The 11,845-nt window shown below is 76.9% G+C and carries 9 protein-coding genes; 2 read left to right on the top strand and 7 right to left on the bottom strand.

All coding sequences use genetic code 11. From position 1 onward, the window contains the following. The first annotated feature begins 17 nt into the window (after positions 1–17). Positions 18–305 (top strand): DUF6343 family protein, encoded by a 288-nt coding sequence (locus D0Z06_RS13490; protein WP_117377965.1) that lies wholly within the window; start codon positions 18–20, stop codon positions 303–305. 6 nt (positions 306–311) lie between these two features. On the opposite strand, the gene D0Z06_RS13485 is transcribed toward D0Z06_RS13490, so the two are convergent. After that, positions 312–2,096, bottom strand: a complete 1,785-nt coding sequence (locus D0Z06_RS13485) for a putative bifunctional diguanylate cyclase/phosphodiesterase (RefSeq protein WP_233517667.1) — start codon at positions 2,094–2,096, stop codon at positions 312–314. A 14-nt stretch (positions 2,097–2,110) separates the two neighbouring features. Further along, the gene (gene cutA / locus D0Z06_RS13480) at positions 2,111–2,443 is read right to left on the bottom strand and encodes a divalent-cation tolerance protein CutA (protein WP_199522306.1); all 333 of its coding nucleotides are present in this window, start codon (positions 2,441–2,443) and stop codon (positions 2,111–2,113) included. A gap of 81 nt (positions 2,444–2,524) precedes the next feature. On the opposite strand from cutA, the gene D0Z06_RS13475 reads away from it, so the two are divergent. After that, positions 2,525–2,749, top strand: coding sequence for a hypothetical protein (locus D0Z06_RS13475; RefSeq protein WP_147332049.1), 225 nt, complete (start codon positions 2,525–2,527; stop codon positions 2,747–2,749). Positions 2,750–2,824: 75 nt separating this feature from the next. Here D0Z06_RS13475 and D0Z06_RS13470 read toward each other — a convergent pair whose 3' ends face one another. The 5 genes from D0Z06_RS13470 to D0Z06_RS13450 all read right to left on the bottom strand — a co-directional run bounded on the left by D0Z06_RS13470 (position 2,825) and on the right by D0Z06_RS13450 (position 11,592). Then, positions 2,825–3,697, bottom strand: a complete 873-nt coding sequence (locus D0Z06_RS13470; RefSeq protein WP_117377962.1) for an alpha/beta fold hydrolase — start codon at positions 3,695–3,697, stop codon at positions 2,825–2,827. A 59-nt stretch (positions 3,698–3,756) separates the two neighbouring features. Next, entirely contained in the window at positions 3,757–6,411 is a 2,655-nt protein-coding gene (locus D0Z06_RS13465) for a putative bifunctional diguanylate cyclase/phosphodiesterase (protein WP_117377961.1), read from the bottom strand. 290 nt (positions 6,412–6,701) lie between these two features. Continuing rightward, on the bottom strand, positions 6,702–7,757 hold the full coding sequence (locus D0Z06_RS13460) for a glycoside hydrolase family 6 protein (RefSeq protein ID WP_117377960.1): 1,056 nt from the start codon (positions 7,755–7,757) through the stop codon (positions 6,702–6,704). Then, positions 7,754–9,775 (bottom strand): radical copper oxidase GlxA, encoded by a 2,022-nt coding sequence (gene glxA / locus D0Z06_RS13455; RefSeq protein ID WP_117377959.1) that lies wholly within the window; start codon positions 9,773–9,775, stop codon positions 7,754–7,756. The genes D0Z06_RS13460 and glxA overlap by 4 nt, the downstream gene beginning before the upstream one ends. Continuing rightward, on the bottom strand, positions 9,772–11,592 hold the full coding sequence (locus D0Z06_RS13450) for a glycosyltransferase family 2 protein (RefSeq protein WP_117377958.1): 1,821 nt from the start codon (positions 11,590–11,592) through the stop codon (positions 9,772–9,774). Before D0Z06_RS13450 ends, glxA begins: the two co-directional genes overlap by 4 nt. Positions 11,593–11,845 lie beyond the last annotated feature (253 nt).

Raw genomic sequence — 11,845 nt, 5'->3', positions numbered from 1 at the left:
GGGTAGGCACGCGTGGCATGAGCGAACCGCGCCGGCGCCGGACCCGGGAGGACTACGCCCGCGGCCTGCCCGACCACCACGACCCCACCGCGGGCATCGGCGGGGCCCGCCCCGCCCGGTCCGCGCTCACCCTCCGGATGGTGCTGGCCGCCTTCGGCCTGGTGGTCTGCACCGCCCTCGGCTTCCTGTGGCTGGCGACCGACCTGCCGGCCTGGCCGGCGGTCGTGCTGTTCGTGCTCGCCGCGGTCGCCCTGGTCGACCTCGGCGTGATCGCCCGGCGGAAGGCCCGCGGCGAGCCCGGCTGACCCGGCTCAGGCCCCGCCCGCGGCGTGCGCCCGCCGGGCGGCCATCCACCCCGGCACCTCCGCGGCGGGCATGGGGGCGGCGATGTGGAAGCCCTGGGCCAGCGTGCAGCCGAGCTCGCCGACGAGGGCGAGCTGGTCGGCGGTCTCGACGCCCTCGGCCTGGCAGCGCAGCCCCCAGACCCGGCCGAGCGCCACGACCGCGGCGATCGCCGCGGCCGCCTGGCGCCGCCGGCCGGCCGCGACCGCCACCAGGCTGCGGTCGACGGTGAGCACCCCGGCGGGCACCGTCGCCAGCTCGACCAGCGAGGAGAAGCCGCTGCCGACGTCGTCGAGGGCCACCTCGACCCCGGCGAGGCGCAGCGCGGTGAGCTGGGCGGCGGCGTGCTCGGCGTCCGCGCTGACCGCGCTCTCGGCGACCTCGACCTGCAGCAGCTCCGGCGGCAGCCCGGCCTCGCCCAGGGCGGCGAGGACGTCGTCGACCAGCGTGCCGCCGGCGACGTAGGCGGCCCCCACGTTGACCCCGGTGACCAGCCACAGCCCGTCCGCCGCCCAGGCGGCCGCCTGGCGGGCGGCGGCGCGCAGCACCCAGCGGGTCAGGGGGCCGATCAGGTCGTGCTGCGCGGCGGACGGCAGGAAGTCGGCCGGCGGCAGGAGCCCGCGCTCGGGGTGCCGCCAGCGCACCAGCGCCTCCACCCCGGTGCAGCGGTCGGAGGGCAGGTGCAGCACCGGCTGGTAGTGCAGCTCCAGCTGGTCGCCGTGCAGCGCCTCCCGCAGCTCGGCGGCGACCGTCGCCCGCCGCTGCGCGGCCGAGCGCAGGTCGGCGGTGAACAGCCGCACCCGGTTGCGGCCGGCGGCCTTCGCCGCGTACATGGCCAGGTCGGCGTCCCGGACGAGGTCGGTGGAGCGGACCGGCGGCGCGTCGGCGTCGTCGGCCCCGGCCAGGCCGATGCCGGCGATCCCGATGCTCACGCCGAGCCGCACGAGCCGGCCGGCCAGCTCGAAGGGCCGGTCGACGCCGGCCCGGCAGCGGTCGGCGAGCGCCTCGGCGCCGGCGGTGTCGCAGTCCCGGCAGAGGACGACGAACTCGTCCCCGCCCAGCCGGCCGACGGTGTCCCCGACGCGGGTCGAGCCGGTCAGCCGGCCGGCGATCTGGCGGAGCAGGTCGTCACCGGCCTCGTGGCCGAGGGAGTCGTTGACCTCCTTGAAGCCGTCGACGTCGAGGAAGAGGACCGACACCGGGCCCCGCCCGGGCCGGGCCAGCTCGGCGTCGATGAGCTCGTGCAGGTGGGCGCGGTTGGGCAGCTCGGTCAGCGTGTCGTGCCGGGCCCGCCAGTCCGAGGCGCGCTCGGCGCGGACCCGGGAGGTGACGTCGGTGTGGGTGACGACGACCTGCCCGGCCTGGTCGACCCGCGAGGCCTGCAGGTGGTACCAGCGGGTGCCGTCGCGCTGCTCGAGGGCGTAGTCGGCCTGCACGCTGTCGCACTCGCCGCGGGAGAGCGCCCGCAGCCGCTCGATGAGGTTGCCGGTGTCCTCGTCGGCCACCAGGCGGTGGGCCATCGCGAAGTAGTCGCCGTCCACCCCGACGCGGACCCGGTCGTCGTCGAGCAGCTCGGCGGCGTGCTCCCAGGCGGTGTTGGTCAGCAGCACCCGGCCGTCGGCGTCGATGAGCAGCGTCGGGGACGGCAGCGCGTCGAGGACCGCCTCCACGACGACCGCCGGCGCGCTCGGCCGCCCGCCCCTGCGCCGCACGTCGAGCGGGAGGTCCGCCCCACCCGCCGTACCGGTCCGCACCGCGCCGTCCCCGCTCAGCTGTCCGGGTCCCGGGTCTCGGCGGCGACCCAGGCCAGGTAGGCGGGGTTCCCGCCGACGAGCGGGAGGGCGATGACGCACGGGACGTCGTACGGGTGGACCTCCCCGGTGCGGGCGACGATGGCCGGCACCAGCGAGCGGCGGGTGTGCAGCGCCACGCGGGCCTCGGCCTCGTCGTGCACCGCGCCCTCCCACCGGTACACCGACCGGATCCGCTCCAGGTGGTGACCGCAGGCGGCCAGCCGCTCCTCGACCAGCGCCCGGGTGTGGCGGGCCAGCCAGTCGGCGTCGGCGGCCGTCACCACCACCTCGCAGAAGTCCTCGTCCACGCCGTCCATCCTCTCCCGCGTTCCGCCGGGGTGGGTGGACGGGACCGTGCCCGGGGTAGGGCTGCGGTCATGAGCGAGGAGATGAGCGTCCGAGTGGACGCCGAGGAGTACGTGGTCCGGCCCGAGGACGGGGTGCTGAAGGTGGGCCGCCGGGTCGGCGGGGACGTCGCCTGGCTGGACGACGTCGACCCCGGCACCCTGACCGAGGCCGCCCGCGCCGCCCTCGACCGGGGGGACACCGGCGACGAGGCCCTGCGGACCGCGCTGCGCGGCCTGGTGCAGGCCGAGGTCGAGCGGGGCGGCTGAGCCCTCCGGCGGGCCCGGTCGCCGGCCGCCGCGGGTGCCCCGCCCGCGGCGGCCGCGCAGGGCGGCCACGCCCCCTCAGCCGCGCAGGGCGGCGTAGACCCGCTCGGCGTGGTCGAACACGAGGAAGTGGCCCTCGCCGGGGAACCAGTGCGCCGAGCAGCGCGGCAGCATCGCGGCCAGGGCCCGGCCGAGCGGCACCGGGACGACCCAGTCCTGGGTGCCGTGCCACAGGTGCACCGGCTGCCGCACCCGGGCCAGCGGGAAGCCCCACGGGCGGAACAGCAGCGCGCGGTCCCCGGCGAGGGGGGCCGCGCCGTTGCGCAGCCCCTCGCTGAAGGTCCGGGCGGGGACCCGGCGGACCGCGGGCCGGCCGATCACCCGGCGGTCGGCGGGGGCCAGCCGCAGCTGCAGGTAGCGCGGGATGAGCGCCGGGCGCACCGCCAGCGGCGCGAACACCGGCTGCAGCAGCCCCGCGGCCGGGGAGGGGCGGTGGGCGACCCCCCGCAGCCGGCGCGGCACCCAGCCGGGCCACGGCCACGGGACGTCCGGCGGCGGCGCCCCACCGAGCACGCCGACGGTGTGCACCCGGTCGCCGAGGGCGTGCGCGCAGGCGAGGGCGTAGGCGGCGCCGCCGGACAGGCTGAGCACGGCGCACCGGTCGACGTCGAGGTGGTCGAGCAGCTGGGCGGCGTCGTCCGGCCAGTCGAGCACCCGGCGGCCCGGCTGCGGGTCGGAGCGGCCGAAGCCCGGGCGGTCGGGGACGACCAGCCGCACCCCCCAGCGGCGGTAGGCGTCGGGGTCCTCGACGTGGTGCTCCAACCGCGAGCTCGGGGAGCCGTGGCAGCCCAGCACCGGGCGGCCGTCCGGGTCCCCCCACTCGGCGTAGGCCAGCGTGCGGCCGTCGCGGAGGCGGACGGACCCCTCGCGGGGTCCCGGGCCGGTGCGCACGGCCCTGCCCTACCCCGGCGCCCGCCGCCGCACCCGGGCGGCGGCGGACCCGGCGGGCGTCAGAGCCGCGGTGCGGTCGCCGGCTGGCCGAGCAGGAGCAGCTCGGCGTCGGTGGTCTCCAGCGGCCGGGCGAAGAGGTAGCCCTGCGCGGAGTCGCAGCCGGACCGGGCCAGCGCCCGCCGCTGGGCCTCGGTCTCCACGCCCTCGGCGAGGACCTCCAGGCCCAGCGCGCGGCCGAGCTCCAGCAGGCCGCGCAGGAGGGGTGGCAGCCCGCCGTCCTCGGGCAGCTCGGCGACGAAGGACCGGTCGATCTTGAGGACGTCGACGGTGAACCGCTGCAGGTGCTGCAGCGAGGAGTAGCCGGTGCCGAAGTCGTCGAGGGCCAGGCGGACGCCGAGCTCCCGCAGCCCGGCCAGCGACCCGGCGGCCCGGGCCGCGTCCTGCACCAGGGCGGTCTCGGTGACCTCGAGCACCAGGGCCTCCGGCGGCAGGCCGGAGCCGGCCAGCGCGGCGCGCACCGAGCCCAGCAGGCCGGGCGAGGTCAGCTGCACCGCGGAGAGGTTGACGGCCATGGTGAGCCCGGCGGCGGCCGGGTGCTCGCGGCGCCAGGCCGCTGCGGTCCGGCAGGCCTCGTGCAGCACCCACTCGCCGATCGCGCCGATGAGGCCGAGCTCCTCGGCGACGGGCACGAAGCGGGCGGGTGGCACGGGGCCGAGCACCGGGGAGTTCCAGCGCAGCAGCGCCTCGAACCCCACGACCCGGCCGTCGGCGAGGTCGACGACGGGCTGGTGCACCAGCCGGAGCTGGCCGCCCTCCAGCGCCCCGCGCAGCTCCTGCTCCAGCAGCCGGCGCTCGACCGTGGCCGCGCGCATGGCCGGGTCGAAGAGCGCGAGGCGGCCGCGGCCGGCGACCTTGGCCTCGTACATGGCGGTGTCCGCGTCGCGGACCAGGGAGTCCGCGTCGGCCCCGTCGGCGGCCACGACGACCCCGACGCTCGCCGACACCGGCACCTGGTGGCCGGCGACCACGGCGGGGTGGCGCAGCGCCTCCAGCACCCGGCCGGCGGCCGCCTCGGCCTCGCCCGGGGCGCCCGAGGTGAGCTCGGCGAGGACGGCGAACTCGTCCCCGCCCAGGCGGGCGACGGTGTCCCCGGCCCGCACCGCACCGCGCAGCCGGCCGGCGACCTCGACGAGCAGCGCGTCGCCGGCCGCGTGACCGAGGGTGTCGTTGACCGCCTTGAACCGGTCGAGGTCGACGAAGACGACGGCCGGCGCGGACGAGCTCCGCCGGCGGCGGCGCAGCGCCTGCTCGACGCGGTCGGTGAACAGCGCCCGGTTGGCCAGCCCGGTGAGGGGGTCGTGGAAGGCCTGGTGGGCCAGGGCCGCCTCGGCGCGCTTGCGGTCGGTGATGTCGGTGACGTGGACGACGACGCCCCCGACGTCGGGGTCGGTGCGCAGGTCGACCAGCCGGACGGCCACCCAGCGGTCCACGCCGTCCCGCCGGCAGGGCAGCTCGGCCGCGACCACCGAGCCACCGGCGGCCAGCGCCCGGTCGAAGACCACCCGGGCCTGCGCGGGGTCGACGCCGGTGAGCCCGAGCAGCTCCTCGGCGCTCGTCCCGGCGCCCGGCTCGAGCCCCCCGGGGGACGAGGGGCAGCTCAGCGGCCGACCACGCTCGTCGAGCACGACCACGGCGTCGGAGGAATGGCGCGCGAGGGCGGCGCCGTACCGCTGCTGGGAGGCCACCAGCGCGCGGGCCGCGGACTCGGCGCGCAGCAGCCGCGTGGTGCGGACGAACACGATGAGGGTGAGCAGGAGCGTGCCGCCGACCATGCTCGCGTGCGTGCCCCCGGCCCCGACCCGGTCGTCGACGAGGTGCAGGCCGGCCGGCACCAGCAGCGTGCCCATGCTGATCGCCAGCCGCCCCGTCCCGAGGGGCCGATCGGCCGGGTCGGTGCCGGCCGGGGCCCGGTGCCGGGTCGCCGCGGCGATGAGCAGCGCGCCGCACAGCCAGCCGGTGTCCAGCCAGGTGCTCATCGGGTCGGCATCGGCCAGCAGCAGGTAGGCCGTGTCGGAGGCCAGCCAGCAGGCCGCACCTGCGGTGAGGGCGAGGGCGGCCCGGTCACCGCGGGCGCGGGTGGCCAGCAGGCGGAGCACCAGCCCGATGAGGGCGGCGTCCAGCGCCGGGTACAGTGCCCAGACCAGCCGGGTGAACGGGTGCAGCGCGTCGTCGGCGACCAGCGCTCCCACGGAGAACTGCCAGGCGAGCAGGAAGGCCGCGACGAAGACCGCGGCACCGTCCAGCCAGCCGTCCACCTGTTCGGGGCGGCCGCGCCCGCGGCTGCTCGCCGTGCGCCAGATGCCGGCACCGAGGGCCACGTAGCCGGCGAGGTAGGCGCCGTCGGCCGCCGACACGGTGGGCGCCGCGCCGACCCAGTCCTGCAGGACCCAGAAGGACTCCCCGGTGGCGTTGAGGCTGACGCCGACGGCGACCAGCGCCGTCCCCGGTGGGGTGCCCTGCCGCTGCACCGCCCACCAGGCCATCGCGGCGGCCGCCCACACCACCCCCAGGTAGACCACGTCGGCGACGAGGCCGTCGAGCACCGGGTAGCCGACGAGGACCACCAGCAGGCCGACGAGGACGGCGACGGTCCCGCCGCCGGCCTGCGCGGCACCCCGCCGGTCCGCCGTCCCGAGCCGGGCACTCCCGCCCACGGGCCACCTCCTCCGTCCGGACACGTTCCGGACGGCCATCGGCCCGGGGCGGGGGCGGCTGGAGGAGCGGGCAGGCGCCGGTCACCCCGGCGGGGGGGACGCACGCCGTGGTGTGCGGATCGCCGGCGGCCGTGAGACCACTGCAGACGCCCAGCGCGGCCAGCGTCGTCGCTCCGGTTCTTACCTGCCGCTTCGGACCGGCGATCCGGCCTCCCACGCTAGACCTGCACCGCCGGCTCGGCACCGCCGCCCTGGTTGCGGTCCCGTTGAGATCTGCACCACCCGCCCGGTCAGCCGCCCGCGAGCTCGGCGGCCCCCTCCGGCCACCAGCGGCCCGCGGGGGGCCCGCCGCGGCAGGTGCCGTCGGAGTCGCCGGGCTGCTTGACCCACAGCAGCGCGTCGACCCGCTCCAGGCCGGGGTCGGTGGTCGGGGCCTCCCCCAGCAGGCGTCCCTCCGGGTTGCACCAGCGGTCCTCGTCCGACCCGGTGTCCGGCACCGGGCCGGCGCCGTTGCGGCTGGTGTCGATGACGAAGTGCGCGGCCGGCGTCCCCGGCGGCGCGCCCTCCTCCAGCTGCCGGGACAGCGCCAGCCCGTACTCGGCGCTGGCCTCGGTGGTCTCGAAGTTGGCGACGTTGAGGGCGAAGCCCTCGGCCCGGTCGACGCCGCTGCGCCGCAGCGCCTCGGCGAGGGCCGGCAGGTCCTGGATCCAGCCGGCGTTGCCGGCGTCGAGGTAGACGCGGGTCCTCGGCTGCCGGTCGAGGATCGCCACCGCCTGCGCCAGCAGGTCGAAGCGCGCCTCGGGGTCGACCCCCGGGCAGCCGATCAGGGCGTGCGCCACGGAGTCCGGCTCCAGGACCACGACCGCGGGGCGGTCCCCGAGCGCGGCGGCGAAGCTGCCGACCCAGCCGAGGTAGGCGTCGACGTCGGGGGCGCCGCCGGCGGAGTAGGAGCCGCAGTCCCGGCCCGGGACGTGGTAGGCGACGAGGACCGGCACCCGGTCCACGGCCGCCGCGGCCTCGGACACCTCGAGCACCGCCGGGTAGGGGTTCTCCGGGGTCGCCACCCAGGTGGCGGTCGGCTGCTCGGCGAAGGGGGCCAGCAGCTCGGCGTCCGCGTCCCGGCCCTCCTCGATCGCCTGCCGGACGGCGGCCGGGCCGTGCCCCTCGGGGTTCACCCACAGCCGCCCCGGCAGGCGGTCGCGCTCGACGGCGGACGCCGCGGGGTCGGCCGGGGCGACCCGGCCCCGGTCGTCGCCGGGCGCCGCGGCGCCACCGCAGGCCACGGCCCCGAGCGCCGCGGCGGCCAGCGCGAGCGCCCGCAGGGAGCGCTGGGACGTGCGCCTCATGCCACGCGCACCCACCGCGCCGGGGAGGGGATCCCCGCGGCGTCGAGCACCACGAGCATGTACCAGCCGGAGGGGGTGATCCCCTCCTCGTCCGGGACGCTCAGCTCGTAGGTGCCCGCGTCCGACCCGCAGCAGCCGCCGGCGGGGCAGTCGGCCGCGTGCCCGGCCGCCGCGTGGTCGCCGTCCGGGCAGTGCTCCTGGCCGGCCGGGGCCTCCTCCCCCGCCGGGGCCACGTCCAGGGCGATCGAGCGCTGCTCCGGGTCGGTCTGGTGGGTCACGGCGCTCGGGCGCAGCAGCCGGGCCTCGGCGACCTCGGTGTCGGCGGTGACGGTGAACGTGCTGCCGCGGGTGATCTCGGTGGGCGCGGCGGTGAGCGCGGGGCGCTCCCCGGCGTGCAGGTACGGCGGCGAGTAGATCTCGATCCGCGTCTCGAACGTCCCCGGGATGGTGTTCTCCGCGTCGGAGAACAGCGGGTCCGAGCCCATGGTCATGACCCGCCCGTCGGGCAGCAGCACCGCGGTGGCGTGGTAGTTGCGCCCGATCTCGTTCGGCGCCGCCGGCAGCACCTCCCCCGACCCCGGGTCGAACATCGTGGTCAGGTGCAGGTCGCTCCGCGAGTTGCCGCGGTAGCCCACCGAGCCCCCGGTGATGAGGGTCCGGTCGTCGGGCAGCGTGACGGCGTTGAGGTAGCGGGCCGGGCTCGGGTGGTCGGGCAGCGGCGTGAAGCGCGGCCGCGGGTCGGTGAGGTCGACGACGTCGAAGCGGGCCGTGGACTCCTCGCTGTCGCCGACGCCCCCGCCGCCGATGATCGCGACCCGCTGGTCCTGCACGGGGGCGAGGAAGAAGGAGGCCGCGGTCTCGTTGAACTCGGGGTCGCGCAGGCCCGGGACGTCCTGCCAGGAGTTGTCCCGCAGGTCCCAGATGCCGGGCCGGCGCCCCTCCAGGTGCGAGCCGTAGCCGGTGTTGGCGCCGCTGTAGAAGATCCGGTCCCCGTCGGCGAGCCGGTGCAGGCCCGGGTAGGTCGGGAAGTAGCGCTCCAGCTCCGGCGCCGCCGACCAGGTGCGGGTGGCCGGGTCGTAGACCTCGTTCTCCCCGTCGAGGACCACGCCGTGCTCGTCGAGGCCGGAGACGGCCAGCACGCGCCCGCCCTCCAGCCCGACCAGCGTCGGGTACCACCGGGACTCGGCCAGCCGGCCGGCCCGGCGGTAGGTCTCCGTGGCGACGTCGAACTCGTACGAGGCGTCCAGCCCCCGGTAGTTCTGCTTGTCCAGGGTGAGGCTGTCGGCCAGGCCGTAGACCTCGTCGCGCCGCGACGGCTCGACGTCGGGGATGCGGAACTGCCGGCTGCCGGTGACGACGTACTCCTCGCCCTCGGCCTCCGCCTCCACCCACACCGTCTGCTCGCCGGCCATGCGGGTGCCGTCGGGCATGGTGTGCGCGGGCGGCACCGTGACGTCCTCGGTCGACAGCCAGGTCAGGCCGTCGGCGGTGAAGCGGGTGCCGGCGGGCAGGGCCACCGTGCCGTCGTCCCGCTCGTTCTTGACGGTGAGCACGCCGGCGGCGCGCTCGACGTCCCCGGCGAGCACCTCGTAGCGGCGGGTGCCGCCGGCGACGAGCAGGTTGCCGTTGGGCAGGTAGGCGTGCCCGGAGCAGAACAGGTCCTCCGGGGTGGGGACCTCCTTCGTCTCCCCGGTGACCGGGTCCCATACGACGGTGCGGAAGGTGCCGGCCTCGAAGTCCTGGGCGTCGTTGCCCGACCCGGCGATCAGCAGCACCTTGCCGGTGTGCAGCAGCGCGGCGTGGATGGCCTGGACGCGGTATTCCTCCGGCAGCTCGACGGTCTCCCAGGAGCCGTGCTGCGCCATGTAGTCGGGCCGGCTGCGCTGGAAGTCGGTGTAGGCCGCGGTGACGACGTCGGTCACCACGGGGCCGTTGGCGGCGACGAGGCCGGCCACCGTGAGGGTGGTGAGGGCGGCGTTGCGCAGCCGGCGCAGCGGCCGGGGCCTGCGGCGGGTCATCGGGGGGTCTCCTGGGGGACGGGGAGGGCGGCGGAGAGGGCGGCGCGGTTGCCGACGAACGCGACCGCCGGTGCGGGCAGCCCGTCGGCCCGCGCGTTCCGCGGGGCGGGGAGGGCCGGCGGAGCCGCCACGGGGGCGGGCCGGCGCAGCCGGGCACGCACCCGCCCGGTGAGCCAGATCCCCACGGGCAGCAGGCAGGCGAGCAGGGTGAGCACCGCCCACCCGCGGATCTCGGCGTGGGTGTGGCCCCGGACCTGGGAGAGGCCCAGCGCCACCAGCAGCACGGCCGCCCAGACCAGGTGCCGGGAGAAGGTGAGCACCCGGTCGCCGTCGACCGCGCCCTTGCGGGTGACGGCGAAGGTGATGGCGCGGTTGCGGACGGCGGCCCACAGGGCGCTGACGTACACCGGTGTGGAGAAGACCGACATCAGCATGCCGCCGACGCCCGAGGAGCCCTCCTCCTCGTGCGGGCTGACGTTGTGCCGGCGGTTCCACAGGTAGACGGCGACCTGCAGGACGGCGGCGTTGACGTAGAGCATCGCCCACAGCTGCGCGGAGACCAGCAGGCCCGCCACGCCGGTCAGCAGGTAGGCGACCAGGTTGGTGATGCCCAGGACCCAGCTGAGCGCGGCCGCCGGGTAGAAGGACATCAGCAGCGCGTAGTGCGCCCGCCGCCAGAACGACAGGCGCCGGGCGACCCGCCAGAACAGCCGCAGGACGACCTCGTCGGTCCCCCGCGCCCACCGGCCCTGCTGGGTGAAGTAGTCCCGCCAGGTCGAGGGCCCCTCCCCCACGGCCAGGACGTCGGGGGTGTAGACCGACCCCCACGGCCGGCCCGTCGCCGGGTTGCGGCTGGAGTGCCAGACGATGCTGGTCGCGGCGTCCTCGGTGATGGAGTCCTGCAGCCCGCCGATGGCCCGCAGCGCCGAGAGCCGGACGGCGTTGTTCGTGCCGACGAACATCGCGGTGGTGAACCGGTTGGCGGCCCGCTGCAGCACGCTGTGGAAGAGGTACTGCTGCGACTCCGCGCCGCGGGTGACCAGGTTGTCGTAGTTGCCGTAGACCTGCGGGCCGACGACGAAGGCGACGTCCGGGTCGTGGAAGTAGCCCATGAGCCGCTCGGCGAAGTTGGGCAGCGGGACGTGGTCGGAGTCGACCGACAGCCAGAAGTCGTAGCCGTCGCCGTGCGCCTCCAGCCAGGCGTTGTAGTTGCCGTGCTTGGTCCTGGCCTTGTTGCGCCCGGTCGGCTGGTTCCAGCGCGCCACCCCGTGCCGGCTGAAGTGCCGGACGCCGAGCTCGGCGCACGTGGCCCGGACGTCGGGGTCGTCGCCCTCGTCGAGCAGCCACACGTCGAGGACCCCGTCGTAGGTCATCCGGAGGGCGCCCTCCAGCGTCCGCCGCACCATGTCCAGCGGCTCCTTGCCGGGGACGATGGTGGTGAGGAACGCGATCCGCTGGCCCGTCAGCGGGGTCATCGGCAGCGGGTCGCGGGCGTTGAGGGTCGCCACGGTGAGGGTGAACACGTTCACCAGGCGCAGCAGCTCGATGACCGCGACGCTGCCGATCAGCCCCAGGGCGAGCGCCGCCCGCCAGCCGCCGTCGAACTCGGGGTGGTGCTCGGGCTGCAGCAGCCAGAGGAGGAAGACGGCCTCGAAGGTCAGCGCCCCGGCGACCAGCAGGTACGCCCGGACGCGGGCCGCGCCGCGGGTCACCGGGCGGAAGCGGACCCGCGGCTCCTCCGCCGGGTCCTCGAGGGGCCCGGCGAGCTCGCTGAAGTCGTCGTAGGGGTAGTGGGGACGAGCAGCACGCTCAGTCACGGGGGGACGTGACCACGGGGCTGCCTCCTCTCCGTTGGCACGTGCCGGCCGGGGGGACCGGCCGGACCCCCGGGTGGGGGTGGCACGTGGGCGATCAGGGGCATGGGGGCCGGCGACCGCAGCCGGTGTCGACGACGCCTGAAAACTGACCCCCTCGCGACGGTCGAAAGTTGACCCCCTCCCGAGACCCTGGCTCGAGCCGAGCCGGGGAGGGACGAGGTGCTGGCAGTGGAGGACTGGGCGGAGATCCGCC

Origin of the sequence: Geodermatophilus marinus, from assembly GCF_003428645.1 — a bacterium.
Lineage (GTDB): Bacteria > Actinomycetota > Actinomycetes > Mycobacteriales > Geodermatophilaceae > Geodermatophilus.
Note: the sequence above shows the minus strand (reverse complement) of the source record. Positions and strands in the feature narration are given on the sequence as shown.